At 67.4% G+C, this 16,502-nt stretch carries 15 protein-coding genes; 13 read left to right on the top strand and 2 right to left on the bottom strand.

Going from position 1 to position 16,502, the window contains the following annotated elements:
- The first annotated feature begins 15 nt into the window (after positions 1-15).
- A complete protein-coding gene (locus AWB83_RS21155; RefSeq protein ID WP_087047576.1) occupies positions 16-1,743 on the top strand; it encodes a GMC family oxidoreductase in 1,728 nt (575 codons plus the stop codon).
- Between the two features lie 21 nt (positions 1,744-1,764).
- On the opposite strand, the gene AWB83_RS21160 is transcribed toward AWB83_RS21155, so the two are convergent.
- Positions 1,765-2,850 carry an alcohol dehydrogenase catalytic domain-containing protein gene (locus AWB83_RS21160; RefSeq protein WP_208636786.1) on the bottom strand — a complete coding sequence of 362 codons (1,086 nt, stop codon included), beginning with the start codon at positions 2,848-2,850 and terminating at the stop codon, positions 1,765-1,767.
- Positions 2,851-3,118: 268 nt separating this feature from the next.
- Between AWB83_RS21160 and AWB83_RS21165 the strand changes: the two genes are divergently transcribed.
- From AWB83_RS21165 to AWB83_RS21190, 6 genes are all read left to right on the top strand, one after another.
- On the top strand, positions 3,119-4,294 hold the full coding sequence (locus tag AWB83_RS21165; protein ID WP_087047577.1) for an ABC transporter substrate-binding protein: 1,176 nt from the start codon (positions 3,119-3,121) through the stop codon (positions 4,292-4,294).
- A gap of 71 nt (positions 4,295-4,365) precedes the next feature.
- A complete protein-coding gene (locus AWB83_RS21170; protein WP_159463069.1) occupies positions 4,366-5,247 on the top strand; it encodes a branched-chain amino acid ABC transporter permease in 882 nt (293 codons plus the stop codon).
- A complete protein-coding gene (locus AWB83_RS21175; protein ID WP_087047579.1) occupies positions 5,244-6,290 on the top strand; it encodes a branched-chain amino acid ABC transporter permease in 1,047 nt (348 codons plus the stop codon). The genes AWB83_RS21170 and AWB83_RS21175 overlap by 4 nt, the downstream gene beginning before the upstream one ends.
- Positions 6,287-7,102 carry an ABC transporter ATP-binding protein gene (locus AWB83_RS21180; protein WP_087047580.1) on the top strand — a complete coding sequence of 272 codons (816 nt, stop codon included), beginning with the start codon at positions 6,287-6,289 and terminating at the stop codon, positions 7,100-7,102. The genes AWB83_RS21175 and AWB83_RS21180 overlap by 4 nt, the downstream gene beginning before the upstream one ends.
- Positions 7,089-7,799 carry an ABC transporter ATP-binding protein gene (locus AWB83_RS21185; protein ID WP_087047581.1) on the top strand — a complete coding sequence of 237 codons (711 nt, stop codon included), beginning with the start codon at positions 7,089-7,091 and terminating at the stop codon, positions 7,797-7,799. Before AWB83_RS21180 ends, AWB83_RS21185 begins: the two co-directional genes overlap by 14 nt.
- A gap of 29 nt (positions 7,800-7,828) precedes the next feature.
- Positions 7,829-9,265 (top strand): FAD-dependent oxidoreductase, encoded by a 1,437-nt coding sequence (locus tag AWB83_RS21190; RefSeq protein WP_159463070.1) that lies wholly within the window; start codon positions 7,829-7,831, stop codon positions 9,263-9,265.
- A 31-nt stretch (positions 9,266-9,296) separates the two neighbouring features.
- On the opposite strand, the gene AWB83_RS21195 is transcribed toward AWB83_RS21190, so the two are convergent.
- Positions 9,297-10,100 carry a FadR/GntR family transcriptional regulator gene (locus AWB83_RS21195; RefSeq protein WP_087047583.1) on the bottom strand — a complete coding sequence of 268 codons (804 nt, stop codon included), beginning with the start codon at positions 10,098-10,100 and terminating at the stop codon, positions 9,297-9,299.
- A 206-nt stretch (positions 10,101-10,306) separates the two neighbouring features.
- On the opposite strand from AWB83_RS21195, the gene AWB83_RS21200 reads away from it, so the two are divergent.
- From AWB83_RS21200 to AWB83_RS21225, 6 genes are all read left to right on the top strand, one after another.
- On the top strand, positions 10,307-11,587 hold the full coding sequence (locus AWB83_RS21200) for an MFS transporter (RefSeq protein WP_087047584.1): 1,281 nt from the start codon (positions 10,307-10,309) through the stop codon (positions 11,585-11,587).
- 118 nt (positions 11,588-11,705) lie between these two features.
- Positions 11,706-12,584, top strand: a complete 879-nt coding sequence (locus AWB83_RS21205) for an enoyl-CoA hydratase/isomerase family protein (protein ID WP_244197830.1) — start codon at positions 11,706-11,708, stop codon at positions 12,582-12,584.
- A gap of 68 nt (positions 12,585-12,652) precedes the next feature.
- A complete protein-coding gene (locus tag AWB83_RS21210; protein WP_087047585.1) occupies positions 12,653-13,447 on the top strand; it encodes an SDR family NAD(P)-dependent oxidoreductase in 795 nt (264 codons plus the stop codon).
- A gap of 24 nt (positions 13,448-13,471) precedes the next feature.
- A complete protein-coding gene (locus tag AWB83_RS21215; protein ID WP_087047586.1) occupies positions 13,472-14,614 on the top strand; it encodes an acyl-CoA dehydrogenase family protein in 1,143 nt (380 codons plus the stop codon).
- A 178-nt stretch (positions 14,615-14,792) separates the two neighbouring features.
- Positions 14,793-15,542 (top strand): electron transfer flavoprotein subunit beta/FixA family protein, encoded by a 750-nt coding sequence (locus AWB83_RS21220; protein WP_087047587.1) that lies wholly within the window; start codon positions 14,793-14,795, stop codon positions 15,540-15,542.
- Positions 15,543-15,556: 14 nt separating this feature from the next.
- Positions 15,557-16,489 carry an electron transfer flavoprotein subunit alpha/FixB family protein gene (locus tag AWB83_RS21225; RefSeq protein ID WP_087047588.1) on the top strand — a complete coding sequence of 311 codons (933 nt, stop codon included), beginning with the start codon at positions 15,557-15,559 and terminating at the stop codon, positions 16,487-16,489.
- Positions 16,490-16,502 lie beyond the last annotated feature (13 nt).

The following is a 16,502-nucleotide window of genomic DNA, read 5'->3' on the forward strand; positions in this document are numbered from 1 at the left end:
ACGAAGAACAATGCGATGACGACCTTCGACACGATCATTGTGGGCGGCGGTTCGGCGGGCTCCGTGCTCGCCAACCGGCTTTCGGCGGACCCTTCCCGGCGCGTGCTGCTCTGCGAGGCCGGCGCGGACCTGCCGAACGACAGACTGCCCGCCGCCATTCTCGACAGCTATCCGGGCACCGCGTATCTGAATCCGGCTTATCTGTGGCCCGAATTGCGCGTGACGACCGTCGCGCCCGCGCCGGGTTCGAGCGAACCGCGCAAGCTGCGCAAGTACGAGCAGGCGCGCATTCTCGGCGGCGGCTCGTCCATCAACGGGCAGTTCTTCAACCGCGGCGCACCGTCCGACTACGACGACTGGCAGGCGCGGGGCGTCGCCGGCTGGAGCTGGGAAGACGTGCTGCCGTATTTCAGAAAGGTCGAGCGCGACCTCGATTTCGACGGCCCGCTGCACGGCTCGTCGGGCCGCATTCCGGTGCGCCGGATTCATCGCGAGGCCTGGCCCGGGCACGCGACGGCGATCGCCGCCGCGCTTGCGGAATCGGGCTACGACTATCTGCCGGATCAGAACGGCGAGTTCCGCGACGGCTACTTTCCGATCGCGATTTCCAACGTCGACGAAAAGCGCGTATCGGCTTCGATGGCCTATCTCGACGACAAGACGCGCGCACGTCCCAACCTCACCATCTGGACCGGCGTCGAAGTGGCGAGCCTCGTCTTCGACGGCCGGCGCTGCGTCGGCGTCCGGCTCGACGCGCCCGGTCTGCCGCCCGAGGTCCGTGCGAACGAGGTCGTGCTGTCGGCGGGCGCTCTGCAATCGCCCGCCATCCTGATGCGCTCGGGCGTGGGGCCGGCGGCGCATCTGCGCGAGCACGGCATTGGCGTGGTGGCCGCGCTCGAGGGCGTCGGCCGGCATCTGATGGAGCACCCGTCGATCGCGCTGGCGTCGTTCATCCGCAGGGGCGCACGCATCAACGCCGCGACGCGCCGTCACATCATGACCGGCTGGCGCTATTCGTCCCGGATCGGCGGCGCGCCGGCGGGCGACATGTTCGTGTCGATCGTCACGAAGACGTCGTGGCACGCGGTGGGCGAGCGCATCGGCACGATGCTCATGTACGTGAACAAGCCGTTCTCGAACGCCGGCGAGGTGCGGCTCGCATCGTCCGACTGGCGCGCGGCGCCCGAGGTCGACTTCAACATGCTCGCTGACGAGCGCGATCTCGAACGGCTGATGGACGGCTTTCGCCGCATGGCCGCCGTGCAGGCGCTAGCGTCCGTGCGCGCCGTCACGGACGACCCGTTTCCCGCGAGCTACAGCGAAAAAGTGCGCCAGGTGGCGATGCTGAGCCCGCGCAACAAGCTCGTGACCGACGTGCTGGCCGCGCTGCTCGACGGCCCCGCGCCGCTGCGCCGGGTGCTGATGAGAAAGGTGATCGCGGGCGGCGCGACGCTCGCCGAACTCCTCGCCGACGAGGCCGCGCTGCGCGCGTTCGTGCGCGGCGCATGCGTGGGCGTGTGGCATCCGTCGTGTTCGTGCCGCATGGGAGCCGCCGACGATCCGCTCGCCGTCACGGATCACGCGGCGCGCGTGCGCGGCGTGGACGGCCTGCGCGTGGTGGATGCGTCGATCTTCCCGCACATTCCGAGCGGCAATCTCAACTTCCCGGTAATGATGGCGGCCGAAAAAGTGGCCGACATGATGATCGGTCAGCCGCGTTTCGCGGCGGCGCAGACCGCGTAGCGCCGCCGCGCGCGGGCGCGCTTACGCTTGCGCGCCTCCGTCGGGGATCAGCACGGCGCGGCCTCGCACGGCGCCGGCTTCGAGCGCGTCGAAGGCGCGCATGGCCTCGGCGAGGGGAAAGCGCGTGACGAGCGGGCGGATCGCGCCGCGCTCGGCAAGCGCGATGACCGCGGCAAGGTCCGCATAGGTGCCGCCGTAAGGGCACATAACCGTGACGCCGCGCGGCAACGCATTGCCCGCCGAGCGCGCGACGAAGGGCAGCGTGCCGCCGGACAGGCCGACCACACGGATCGCGCCATAGCGCCCGACGATGGCCGCTGCGTGCCGCAGGGTGGTGTCGTTGCCGACGAAGTCGAGCACGACGTCCGCGCCGAAGCCGTCCGTCATCGCGACGACCGTCTCGGCGAAGTCGGGCGCATCGGCGCGCAGCGTCACGTCGGACCAGGCGCGCGCGGCATCGATGGCGGCCCCGGAGATGTCGGCGGCGACGATGCGCGTCGCGCTCGTCGCCCGCAGGATCTGCACCGCGAGATTGCCGAGCCCGCCGAGCCCGATCACGACCGTGGTCGAGCCGGGATGCAACAGGTCGGCGCAGGTGCGGATCGCGTGATAGGGCGTGAGCGCGGCGTCGGTGAGCGTGGCCGCGACGGCCGGGTCGAGCGCGCCGATCGCCATGAGCGCGCGCTCGGGCGCGCACACGTAGTGCGCCATGCCGCCATGCTTGGTGACGCCCGGCGTGTGCGGCGGCGCGAGGCGCGAAGGCGTCTTGCGGCACGCGTTCTGACGGCCCGCGAGACACGCGGCGCATGCGCCGCACGACCAGCACGGATGCACGACGACGCGTTCGCCGGGCTTCCACCGCGTGACGCCGTCGCCGCATTGCTCGATGACGCCCGCGATCTCGTGGCCGAGCGTGGTGCCGTCCGGCGTGCGCGAGTCGGCGGCGCTGCGGATGTGCAGATCCGTCTGGCACAGGCCCGCGGCGAGCACGCGCAGCAGCACTTCGTCGGGGCCGGGCGTCGGGCGCGGCAACTCGGCGAGACCGACGTCGCCGGGTCTCGCGAGCCTCACGCCGAGCATGGTGTTGCAGCATCCGTTGGTTTGCATGGGAGTCTCCGTGCTGGTTTTTCGATTGGTTTCTCGTGGAACTGCTTCGAGCCTGAGCATATGCGCGGCCAACCGAGGTTAAACCCCGAGTCGCGCTTTCTTGACAGCGGAAAATACACGCTTCTATGATAATTGCAAAGGTTCATCCAATGACAAATTAGAGCCTTAAAAAGCCGTAATTCCCGCTTCCAAAAGTTGAGGAGACAAAAAAATGAGTCACGCAGAACCCGCAGTACGTCCGCAATCCGGTTCGCGATGGAGGGAGGCCATGCGGACCGCGTTCGCCGCGGCGGCCTTCGCCTGTTCGGTATCGGCGCATGCTGCCGAGCCGGTCGTGATCTGCTCGGTCGACGACCGCAGCGGCGCGGCGGCCGATACCGGCACGCAGGGATATCAGGCCGTGCAGATGGCGATCGACGAAGCCAACGCCGCGGGCGGCGTGGCGGGCCGCAAGATCAAGCTCGTCGCCTACGACGGCAAGACCGATCCGCAGCTCACCGCCACTTTCGCGTCGCGCTGCGCGGAGGACGACCGCGCGCTCATCATCATCGGCGGCAATCCGTCGGCGCCGGCAGCCGCGATGATTCCCATCGCGACCGAGAACAGGATTCCGTACTTCATGCTCTCGGCCGGCACGGACTCGCTGACCGATCCGCCCGCGCCGTATCACTTCCGCTTCGGGCCGGCGAACCGGCAGGATGCCGCCGCCATCGCCGATCTGCTTGCGAAGCAGGGCTTCAAACGCCCGGCCATCATCAACAACTCGCTGCCTTTCGGGACCGACGGCGCGCGCGCGACCACCGCCGCGCTCAAGAAGAAGAACATCACTGTCGTCGCGCAGCAGACCTACGACGTGAACGCGACCGATCTGTCGCCGCAGCTTACCAACCTGCGCGAGGCGAAGCCCGACGTGCTGCTAGTGTTTCCGTACGCGGCCGATGGCGCACGCGTGCTGCGCACCGCGCGCCAGCTCAACATGAGCGCGCCGGTGATCGTGTCGCGCAGCGCGTTGCTCGACACCTTGCGCCGCCTCGCGGGAGCGGCCAGCGACGGCGCGCTGATTCCCGATACGGTCGACCCCGCGCGCCCCGACGTGCAGAAATTCTTCGCGGACTTCAACGGGCGCTATGGCCCGCATCAGCCGACGCTCTATCCGGTGATCGGCTATGACGCGGCGAAGGCGGCGCTGCAGGTGATCGGGACGCCGCCGGTGCAAAAGGCGCTCGATGCCGGCGACCTCGAAGCGGCGCGCAAGGCGCTGCGCGACGGCGTCGAGAAGCTCACGCAGTTCAAGGGGCTGCAGGGCGAGCAGGGCGCGAGCTATCGCTTCGGCCCGCAGCAGCATCACGGCTCGCCCGACGAGAAGTGGTACGTGTTCGTGGAAGTGGCCAACGACGGCGCGCGCCTCGTGAAACCCGACCTCGCCAAGTTCAAGCCGCTCTGACGCGGCGTTCCTCCGGCTCGGCGCATCGCGGGTGAAAGCGCGCGATGCGCCCAGGCAACAGGGCAATCCTCATGGACAAAATGGCAGTTTTCCTGCTCGCCGGTTTGACCAACGGCAGCGTGTACGGGCTGATCGGCCTGTCACTTTCGCTCATCTACGGAACCAACCGCATCATCAATTTCGCGCAAGGCGATTTCGTGATGGCGGGCGCGATGTCGGCGATTCTCTTCATGGTCACGTGCAGCCTGCCCGCGCCGCTCGCGATCGCCGCGGTGATCGCCGTGGTGCTCACCGGCGCGCTCGCGCTCGAGTTCGGCATCTATCGCCCGCTCATGAAGCGCGGCGCGCCGCCGCTCACGGTGATGATCGGCACGCTCGCCGGTGCGATCATCGCGAGCGGCGGCGCGTTGCTGATCTGGGGCGCGAATCAGCTCTACGTGCCGAATATCTTCTCGCTCGATCCCATCACGCTCGGCCCGCTCACCACCAATCTCCAGCAGATCGCGATCATGGTCGCGTTCGTCGTGCTGCTCGGCATAACGTGGTTCCTGCTGTACCGCACGAGCTTCGGGCTGTGCATTCGCGCGACCGGCGCGCAGCCGCGCGTCGCGCAACTGATGGGCATTCGCGCCTCGCGCGTGGTGCGCTTCGGCTTCATGTTCAGCGCGCTCGTGAGCGGTCTCGCGGGCGTGCTCGTCGGGCCGCTGCTCGGCGGACAAGTGTCGATGGGCGTCGAGCTGACCGTGAAGGGCTTCATGGCGGCGATTCTCGGCGGCCTCGGCAGTCCGTTCGCGTCGGCGGCGGGCGGGCTCGCGATCGGCGTGCTCGAGGCGTTCGTCGCGGGCTACGGCAGCAGTCTGTACGCCGAGCCGATCATCTTCCTGTTAATCCTGATCGTCCTGCTCGTGCGTCCGTTCGGGCTGCTGGGCGACTTCGAGGCATCCCGCCGATGAAACTCTCTTCTCCCTCGCTCGCGGCGCCGCCCGCGCGCCGGCTCGTGCCGCCGTCGCTGCCGTTCGCGATCTTTCTCGCCGCCGCGCTCGCCGCGCCGCTCGTCATGACGACGGGCTTCCAGTTGCGCCTGGTGTCGCTGATCTTCATCTACGCGATTCTCGGCATGGGCTTCAACGTGCTTTACGGCTATTGCGGACAGGTGTCGATGGGACATCAGGGCTTCTTCGCGATCGCCGCCTATGCGTACGCGCTGCTGCAATCGAAGGCGGGCTTCTCCGCGCTGGCGGCGTTTCCTGCGAGTCTCGTCGTGTGCGCGCTCGTCGCGTTGCTGATCGGCATACCGCTGCTCAGGCTGCGCACGCACTATCTGGCAATGGCCACGCTGTGCTTCGGCCTCGTCGTCTCGGGCGTGGCCAATCGCTGGATCGAAGTGACGGGCGGCTCGGGCGGCCTCCTGATCCCGTCGCTCGCGATCGGCGACAAGCCGCTCGACCGCGTGACGCTCTACTACATGATCGTGGCGGCCACGACGATCGCGCTCGCGTTGCAGAACTTCATCGTCTCGGGACATCTGGGCCGCTCGCTGCAGGCGATTCGCGACGACGACCGCGCCGCCGCCGCGCTCGGCGTGAACGTCGCGGCGCAGAAGCTGCGCGCGTTCGTGTTCAGCGCGGTGCTCGCGGGCGTGGCGGGCGTGGCGTTCGCGGTCGTCAACCGGCAGGTCAGCCCCGGCATGGGCGAATTCCCTGTGCTCGTCTCGATGCTCACGATCGCCGTGGTGGGCGGCCTGGCGACGCGCTACGGGCCAATCCTCGGCGCGATCGTCGTCGTGATCGCGCCGCAGTTTCTCGCGCGCTTCGGTGACCTGCAGACGCTCGCCTATGGCGCCTGTCTGCTGCTGTTCCTGATCTTCGTGCCCAATGGCCTGTCCGGCCTCGTCGCCGGGCTCGCGGCGCGTGTGCGCCGCGGCCGCCGCGGCCGTCCGGGACTGATCGTCGAGCCGCTCGCGAGCGAAGTCGCAAAGAAAGGAGCCGGACGATGAGAACCCAGGCGAATCCGCGCGCGGCGATCGACGCGCCCGTGCTGATGTCGGTGCAACGCGGCGTCAAGCGCTTCGGCGGCCTGTGCGCCGTCGACAACGTGTCCTTCGACGTGCGCGAAGGCGAGGCCGTCGGGCTGATCGGGCCGAACGGCGCGGGCAAGTCCACGACGTTCAACCTCATCACCGGTGTGGACGGCCTCACCTCGGGCGACGTGTTCTACAAGGGCGCGCGCATCACCGGCACGCCGCTGCATCGGCGCAGCGCGATGGGCATGGCGCGCACCTTCCAGATCGTGCGTCTCTTCGGCGGGCTCACGGTTCTGGAGAACGTGATGCTCGGCTTTCATCCGGCGCTCGTCGACGGCTTTCTCGCATCGCTCCTGCGCATGCGCCGCGTCGCCGCCGATGAAAGGCGCTGCGCCGCGCGGGCGATGGAGCTCCTGCAGTTCGTCGGCCTGGCGCAGCGCGCGCACGATCTGGTCGCGCATCTGCCGCATGGCCAGCAGCGGCTGATCGAGATCGCACGCGCGCTCGCCAGCGAGCCGGGCATTCTGCTGCTCGACGAACCCGCGGCGGGCCTGAACGACGAAGAGACCGCCGCGCTCGGCCGCATGCTGCGCCAGCTGAACGACGACGGACTGACGATTCTCATCGTCGAGCACGATATCGGCTTCATCATGAACCTGTGCCATCGCATCGTCGTGCTGGATCACGGCGCGAAGATCGCCGAAGGCGACGCAGCAACCGTGCAGTCCGACCCGAAGGTGATCGAGGCGTATCTCGGAGTAAGGGGGGCGCATGCTCAACATTAGCGGCCTGCGTGCGGGCTACAAGGGCACCGAGGCGCTGCACGGCGTCTCGCTGGAGATCGCGGCGGGCACCATCGTCGCGGCAGTCGGCGCGAACGGCGCGGGCAAGTCGACGCTCATCAACGCCATTTCGCGTCTCGTGGATGTGACGAGCGGCCGGATCACGTTCGACGGCGAGGACATCACGCGCCTTTCCGCGCCGGATGTGGTGGAACTCGGCATCGTGCAGGTGCCGGAAGGCCGTCAGGTTTTTGCCGCGCTCACGGTGTACGAGAACCTGCGGCTCGGCTTTCACCGGCTGCTGCGGCGGCGCGACCCCGCGCTGTTTCGACAGCGGCTCGACTACGTCTACAACCTCTTTCCGAAGCTCGCGGAGCGCGCCAACCAGCGCGCGATCACGCTCTCGGGCGGCGAGCAGTCGATGGTGGCGATCGGCCGCGCGCTGATGGCCGACCCGAAGCTTCTGCTGCTCGACGAGCCTTCGCTCGGGCTCGCGCCGCTCGTGGTCGAGCGCATGTTCGACGTGCTGCATGTGCTGCGCCGCGCGGGACTCACGATCCTGCTCGTCGAGCAGCATGCCGACGAAGCGCTCGAACTCTCGGACTACGGCTACGTGCTGTCGGTCGGCCACGTGGCGGCGCACGGCACGGGCGAATCGCTGCGGCGGCACGAAGCGATCGCGCAAGCCTATCTCGGCTGATGCCGCTTTCCGACACCGGAGATTTCTCGATGACTCAGGATGCAATCAGCGCGGACGTGGCGATCGTCGGCGGCGGGCTAGCCGGACTCGTGGCGGCAAACCGTCTCGCGGAACTCGGCTTGTCCGCGGTCGTGCTCGAAGCGGGCGAGGATGCGCTCTATCCCGCCAATTCGCGCTACGCGGGCGGCGTGTTTCATATCGCCTTTCGCGATCTCGACGAAGCGCCGCAGGCCCTGGCCGACGCCATCGCCGACGCGAGCGCGGGCCTGCGCGACCCGTCGCTCGCAGAAGCGCTTGCACGCGACGGCGCGCGCGTCGTGCACTGGCTCGCGGCGCACGGCGGCGCGTTCGGGCGCGGCGGCGAGTATCCGTTCATGGGCAACATGCTGATGCCGTTCAGCCTGCGCGAGACCGGGTTCCAGAACCACTGGCGCGGCAAGGGCTGCGACCGCCTGTTGCAGGCGCTCGAAAGCGCGTTCGTCGCGGCGGGCGGGCGCGTCGTGCGCGGTGCGCGGGCGCGGGACCTCGACGTGTCGCAAGGGCGTTGCACGGGCGTGATCGCGCAAACGCGTGACGGCGGTCGGCTCGCCGTGCGCGCGCATGCCGTGCTTCTCGCCGATGGCGGTTTTCAAGGGAATGCGGAGATGGTGCGCGAGCATATCTCGCCGCGCCCCGAGCACCTGTGCAAGCGCGGGGCGGGCACCGGCCTGGGCGACGGCATCCGCATGGCGCGCGCGGCCGGTGCGGCGCTCACGGGCATGGACCGCTTCTACGGCCACGTGCAGCACAAGGCCGCGTTGCACAGCGAATCGTTATGGCCTTATCCGGTGCTCGATATCGTCGCATCGTGCGCGATCGTCGTCGACGCCGATGGCCGGCGCTTCACGGACGAGGGACTCGGCGGCGTCGCGCTCGCCAACGCCATCGCGGCGCTCGACGAGCCGCTCTCGTCGTTCGTGGTGCTCGATGAAGCCATCTGGGAAACGGCGGGGCGCGCGTTCCTGCTCGCGCCCAACCCGGCGCTCGAGGAACTGGGCGCGGTGGTGCATCGCGCAGCCGGCATCGATGCCCTCGCGGCCGAAACCGGCATGGATGCGCGCACGCTCGCGCACAGCATCGACACGTACAACGGCGCGCTGGAACAGGGCAGGCTCGCCTCGCTGCAGCCGCCGCGCACGGTGAAGCCCGCGATGCTCGCGGGCGGCGCGGCGCCGATACGCGGGCCGCGCCATATCGCGATTCCGCTCTGCGCGGGCATGACCTACACGATGGGCGGCATCGTGATCGACGCCGACGCGCGCGCACTCGACGCACACGACCGCCCCGTGCCGGGACTCTACGCCGCGGGCGCGACGACGGGCGGCATAGAAGGCGGTGCGAACTCGGGGTATGTGGGCGGCTTGATCAAGGCCGCCGTGTTCGGCCTGCGCGCGGCCGAAGCCGCGGCGCGCGACGAGCCGGCCTGACGCGCTTGTGACGAAGCGGGGCGCGCCGGACTCAGCCGGCGCGCTTCGTGTCGAGCGTCTGCGAGAGATAGTGCTTCTGCAGGCTCTTCAGATGCGTTTCCATTTCGGCGGCCGCTTTCTCTTCGTCGCGCGCCATCAGATGCTTGAGCAGACGCTTGCGCGAGGGCATCACGGAGCTGTCGGGAAGCGGCGCGAGCACTTCGAGCAATTGCTCGTGAATCTCGACGAGCGCGTCCGTGAGGATCACGAGCACCGGATTGCGCGCGGCGCGTGCGAGCAGCCGATGAAACTCCAGATTGATGCGCACGCGCTCGCGCACGTCGCCCTTGGCCACGGCCGCCTCGCTTTCCCGCACGTTTTCGCGCAAGGCCTCGAAATCTTCCTCGTTGCCGCGCAGGCACGCGAAACGCGCTGCCGCGACGCTGACGATGAGGCGCGCTTCCGTGAGATCCGCGGGCTTGATCGCGCCGAGCCGGAACATGTCGGAAAAGCCCGCGATGACCGCGTCGCCCTGGCCTTCGCGCACGAATGCGCCGCCGGTCGCGCCCTTGCGGAATTCGAGCACGCCCGCGATCTCGAGCGATCGCAGCGCTTCGCGCACCGTGTTGCGCGATAGCCCGAACGACTCAGCCAGCTCGCGCTCCGACGGCAGCCGGTCACCCGGCTGCAACGCGCCGTTCGCGAGCTGGCTGCGAATCTGGTCGGCGACGACTTCGAAGGCCCGGCGCGTCTGCACCGGCGAATAGGCGGGCGCGGGACGCGCGGGCGCGGCCGTGGCCGCCGGCGCGGCCGAAGCAGGAGTGGTCGCGGCGGCGCGCCGGGGCGTGCGATTCATGGCAGAGGCTTTCAATGATTAATCCATTCAAGGGATAGGCAGATGCTAACCGCTCGTCCGGGAATCGACAAGCAACGCCGGATGGCCGAGGTCGCCGTCGCTTCCGCCCCCAGAGGTATACGCTAATTGCTTAAAAGAAACAATGGATGAACCATTGAAATAATCTACTTGTTTACGCGGACCACTGCGGCATAACGGGAGCCGGAATGAAATCCGACCGACTGACGGCTGACGAACTGGTGTCCGAACGTGGCGAGGCCGCGCCCATCGACACGGCCATCGACTCACACGCGCACGGCTATCGCTGGATCATCCTGCTGGTGATCTGGTCGGCGTTCACCGTGAGCTGCGTGGACCGCTTCGCATGGGCGAGCGTCGCGGCTTCGGTCGGGCATGAACTCGGCTTCGCGCTGGCCCTGCTCGGCTCGCTGACCACGGCCTTCTACGTGGGCTACACGGTCTCGTGCCCGATCGGCGGCGTGCTCGCCGACAAGCTCGGCAGCCGCGCGACCCTTGCGCTCTCGATGTTTCCGCTTGCCGCGCTCACCTTCTGCTTCGGCTACGTGCAGAGCTTCACGGCGGCAGTCGCCCTGCACGCGGTGATGGGCTTTGCCGCCGGCGCCGAGTACGGGGCCACCATCAAGGTGCTGACCGTGTGGTTCGTCAGGGACAAGGGGCGCGCCTTCGGCATCTGGGCGACGGGCACCTCGGTTTCGGTCGTGCTGGCCAACGCGACAGTGCCGCGCATCGCCGAACTGTGGGGATGGCGGGCCGCGTATCAGTGGCTCGGCGTCGCGACTTTCGCTTTCACCTTGCTATGCATGCTGGTCGTGAGAAACGCGCCGCGCCGCCTCGTGCAGGCGCGCGTCACGGGCGCGGAGCTGGCGTCGCTCCTGAGAAGCCGCGCGCTGATGCTCGTGGCGTTCGCCGGGGCGGGCGCCCTCTACGGCACGCTCGGCTTCGTCGCATGGGCGAACGCACTGCTCACGGTCGCGCATGGCGTATCGCAGGTGAAGGCCGGGTCCGTGCTGATGGGCTTCGGCGTCGGCGCATTTCTGTCCAAGCCGCTCTTTGGCTGGCTTTACGACCGGTGGCACACGCATGCCAGGAGCATGGCGATCGCGGTGCTGCTGTGCTTCGTCACATTGCTGATCGCATTCGGCACTTGCACGTCGATGACGGGCTATTACCTGATCGCGCCGTTTCTGGGCGCGGCAGCCTACGGCTATACGCCGCTGCTCATCGGCCTTTACACGCGCGCGTCGGGCGCGCGCCTCGCGGGCGCGGCGGCCGGCCTCGTCAACACCGTGTGGTCGGTGGGCAGCTTCGTGTCGCCTATCGTCGCGGGCTACGTGTTCGCGCACGGGCGATCGGTGGACGCGACGCTCGCCGTCATCGCCGCCGGGCCGCTTGCCGGAGCGCTCGTGCTCGCATTTGCGCGCGAGGATCGGCGCCCGGGCGCTTCCGAGCCCGGTTCGGGCACTTGACATCCGCTCACTTCTGCGCAACCATGTTTCAAAGGTTGAACCAATAAACATTTTGCGGTGCGGCGAAGGCATACCGATGCCCGGGTCGCGCAGAGACACATTCAACGAAGGAGGCACGATGAGCGAAGACCTGCGGGACCTCGTGAAATACGAAGCGACAGACGGCCGGGCATACATCACGTTCTGCCGTGACGAGAAGCGCAACGCCCTGACCTACGAGATGTTCGATCGCATGATGGAGCACGTCGAGCGCGCCGAACGCGACGACGACGTGCGCGCGATCATCTTCCGCAGCGAAGGCCGCGACTTTTCCACGGGACACGATCTCGCCCAGGTGGGCGGCGCGGAATACGGCTTCTCGAAGGAGCCGGGCGCGCGGCGTCCGAGCCAGCGCATCCGCCTGTCGTTCGACAAGCGTCACGTCGAGCAATTTCGCCAGCTGCTCTATTGCACCAAGCCGACCCTGTCGCTCGTGCAGGGCTACTGCGTGGGCGCGGGCCTCTACATCGTCGAGGCGAGCGATCTCGCCATCGCGGCGGACGACGCGAAGATCGGCCATCCGGAACAGAAGATGGGTCTCGCGGGCGCGTCGTACATGACGAGCATCAACATCCTTGCGCTGGGGCCGAAGAAGGCGCGCGAGATCCTGCTGCTCGGCGAAACCATGAGCGGCACCGAGGCGGCGCGCATTGGCCTCGTGAACAAGGCGGTGCCGGCCGGCGAGCTCGCCGCGGCGGGCGAGGACTGGGCCGAGCGCATCGTGCGCCTGCCGCGCGATGCGATCGCCATCGGCAAGGCGGCCACGCATCTGTCGCTCGATTCGCTCGGCATGACCTCGCAGTTCGTGCAGGGCTACGTGATGCACGCGCTCGGCACCAATATCCGCTACGAAGCCGACGAAAACAACTTCATGAGGGAGCGCCGCAACAAGGGCGTGACGGGCGCGGCGCACGCGCGCGAATCGCGTTACGAAGGGCAGGACAAGGCGGAAGACTGACGCCGCGTCGCGGCGATAACTTTTCAATCGCCCGCATCGAGCGGGCTCGCAGAAGGAAAGGGCGGAACATGCTTACTGATCTCACCGGCGCGGCTGCGGTCGTGCTCGGCGGCACGAAGGGAATCGGGCGCGCCTCGGTCGTGAAGCTCGCGCAAAGCGGCGCGAGCGTCGTGATCCAGGGTCGCGACGAAGGCGCGGCGCGCACGCTCGTCGACGAATGCAGCGGGTATTCCGGCGAACGCGTCTTCGTGAACAGCGATCTCCTGAGCTACGAAGGCATCGAGCGTGCGGTCGCGCATGCGGTGGAGCGCTTCGGCAAGGTGGATATCGTCGTGGCGAGCGGCGGGCCGCGCGAGCCGAAGCCCAAGCTCTTCGTCGACATGGCGCCGGACGAGGGCATCGCGTGCCTCACGAGCCGCCTGATGCCGCGTCTGAACGCCGTGCATGCGGCCACGCGCTTCATGCGCGAGCAGGGCTACGGCAAGATCGTGCTCGTCACCACCGACGCCGCGCGCATCCCCACCCCGAGCGAATCGATGATCGGCGCGGCGGGCGCATCGATCATGTTCCTCACGCGCGCGCTCGGCGCCGAGCTCGCGCATCTGGGCATCCGCATCAATGCGGTCGCCACCACGCTGACGACCGGCACGCCCGCGCACGATCGCTTTCTCGCCGCGAAGGAAGCGGGCTCGCAGGAAGTCATCGTCAAGGCCTTCACCAAGGCCGAGCAGCGCGTGAAGTTCAAGCTGAACAGCGCGGAGGATCTCGCGGAATACATCCTCTATCTGTCGAGCAAGGAATCGGATCAGGTCTCGGGATCGACGCTCAGCATCAACGGCGGCCTCTCGTTCCCGGGCTATTGAACGGCGTCGGTCCACGGAGTTCATATGCGTCTCGATGAAGATCTCGTCGCCATCCGCGATTCGGTTCGCCGCATGGTGCAAAAGCATGTCGTCCCGCTCATCCCGAGCATGGAGGCGGACGACCGGTTTCCCTCGGAACTCGTGCCGGTGTTCGGCGACATGGGCTTGTTGCAGCTGTGGCTGCCCGAGCAATACGGCGGCCCGGGCGGCAACCTCAAGACGGTGTGCATCGTGAAGGAGGAGATCGCGAAGGTTTCGCTCGCCGCCGCCACGCTATGCGGCAACAACTCGATCTCGTTCGTGCTGCCGATCCTGCATTTCGGCACCGAGGAGCAGAAGGCCCGCTGGCTGCCGCTCGCCGCCGAAGGCCGGCTCGTGAGCGCGATCGCCGTGACCGAGCCGCAGTCCGGCTCGGACGTCTCCTCGATCCGCACGCGCGCCGTGCGCGACGGCGACACCTATGTGATCAACGGCCAGAAGAACTGGATCACATGGGGCGGCCACGCGCATTACGTGCTGCTCTTCGCGCGCACGTCGGAGGCGGGCGGCTCCGACGGCATCAGCGCCTTCCTCGTCGACACGCGCACGCCGGGCTTTCGCCTCGGCCGGAAGGAGCACAAGATGGGCCGCCACGGCGCGCCCAATCACGAACTCTTCTTCGACGACATGCGCGTGCCCGTCGATTGCCGCCTCGGCGCGGAAGGCGAGGGCTTCAAGGCGTGCATGAAGGTGCTCGATCTGAACCGTCCGACCATCGCGGCGACCTCGCTCGGTCTTGCGCAGGGCGCGCTCGATGTCGCCGTCGCGTATGCGAAGGACCGCCGGCAGTTCGGCCGGCCGATCGCGGAGTTTCAGGGCATGCAGTTCAAGCTCGCGGACATGGCGATCAAGGTGGAAGCGGCGCGCAACCTGCTCTACAACTGCGCCGACGAGATCGACTCGGGCGACCACTCGCGCCTGAACATGCTGTCCTCGATCACCAAATGCTTTGTCACGGACATCGCGATGGAAGTCACCACCGAAGCCGTGCAGGTGCTCGGCAGCTACGGCTATTCGAAGGAGTTTCCGGTCGAGCGCATGATGCGCGACGCGAAGCTCAACCAGATCATCGAAGGCACCAACGAGATCCATCGGCTGATCGTCGCACGGCGGCTGCTCGCGGACTGAGGAAGGGAGGCGAGCCATGGATCCACAGCGCGCCATTCCCTGCGTCTGCGTGCGCGGAGAGATCGCCGCGCATGCAGACGGCAAGACGAAGCGATTGCGTACAGAACGGCGCGCCGCCTGATGGACGGTCGCGTCTACGTTCCCAATTGATTCTGCAGCATACGGAGAGACGGAAAACATGAAAGTGATGGTGGCGGTCAAGCGCGTGCTCGACTACAACGTGACGCCGCGCGTGAAGCGCGACGGTTCGGGCCTCGACATCGTGAACGCGAAGATGTCGATGAATCCGTTCGATGAGATCGCCGTGGAGGAAGCGGTGCGTCTGAAGGAAGCGGGTGTGGCGACGGAAGTGATCGCGGTGTCGTGCGGTGTCGCGCAGTGTCAGGAGACGTTGCGCACGGCGCTGGCCATTGGTGCCGATCGCGCTGTGTTGGTCGAGACCTCGGAGGAGCTGCAGCCATTGGCCGTGGCAAAGCTGTTGAAGGCGCTGGTCGATCAGGAGAAGCCGGAACTCATCATCCTCGGCAAGCAGGCCATCGACGACGATTCGAATCAGACCGGCCAGATGCTGGCTGCCTTGGCAGGTCTGCCGCAGGCGACGTTCGCATCGAAGGTCGTGGTCGCGGATGGCAAGGCCACCGTGTCGCGCGAAGTCGATGGCGGCGCGGAAACGCTGTCGCTCAAGCTCCCCGCCGTGGTCACGACCGACCTGCGCCTGAATGAGCCGCGCTACGTGACGCTGCCCAGCATCATGAAGGCGAAGAAGAAGCCGCTCGCCAGCATGAAGCCATCCGATCTCGGTGTGGATGTCGCACCGCGCCTCAAGCAGATCGACGTGAGGGAGCCATCCGCGCGTGGCGCGGGCGTGCGTGTGCCGGACGTCGCCGCGCTTCTCGACAAGCTCAAGACGGAAGCCAAAGTGCTGTAAAGGGGCGGAGACAAATGACGACTTTAGTGATTGCGGAACACGACAATGCGTCGATCAAGGCAGCGACGCTGAATACGATTGCGGCGGCCGCGAAGATCGGCGGCGATGTACATGTGCTGGTGGCGGGTTCGAACGCGCAAGGCGCGGCGGATCAGGCGGCGAAGATTGCGGGCGTCTCGAAAGTGCTGCTGGCCGATGCGCCGCAACTCGAAGCGGGCCTCGCGGAAAATATCGAAGGCACGGTGCTGAATATCGCGAAGGACTATTCGCACATTCTGGCTCCGGCCACGGCTTACGGCAAGAACATCGCGCCGCGCATCGCCGCGCATCTGGATGTCGCGCAAATCAGCGACATCACCGCAGTCGACAGCGCGGACACGTTCGAACGCCCGATCTACGCAGGCAACGCCATCGCGACGGTTCAATCGAGCGATCCGATCAAGGTCATCACGGTGCGCGCGACGGGCTTCGATCCGGTCGCGGCCGAAGGCGGCAGCGCGCCAATCGAGAAGATCGAAGCCGCAGCCGACGCGGGCATCTCGCAGTTCGTGAGCCGCGAAGTGACGAAGCTCGATCGTCCGGAGTTGACGAGCGCGAACATCATCGTGTCGGGTGGCCGTGGTCTGGGCAGCGGCGAGAACTACACGAAGACGCTGGAGCCGCTGGCCGACAAGCTGGGCGCGGCGCTGGGCGCATCGCGCGCGGCGGTCGACGCGGGCTACGTACCGAACGATTATCAAGTGGGCCAGACCGGCAAGATCGTCGCGCCGCAGTTGTACGTGGCAGTCGGCATCTCCGGTGCGATCCAGCACCTGGCCGGCATGAAAGACTCGAAGGTGATCGTCGCGATCAACAAGGACCCGGAAGCGCCGATCTTCAGCGTGGCCGATTACGGTCTCGTCGGCGATCTGTTCGCGCTCGTGCCCGATCTCGTCAACCAGCTCTAGACCACACCGGAGA

The sequence above is a fragment of the Caballeronia ptereochthonis genome, assembly GCF_001545075.1.
Classification (GTDB): Bacteria; Pseudomonadota; Gammaproteobacteria; order Burkholderiales; family Burkholderiaceae; genus Caballeronia; species Caballeronia ptereochthonis.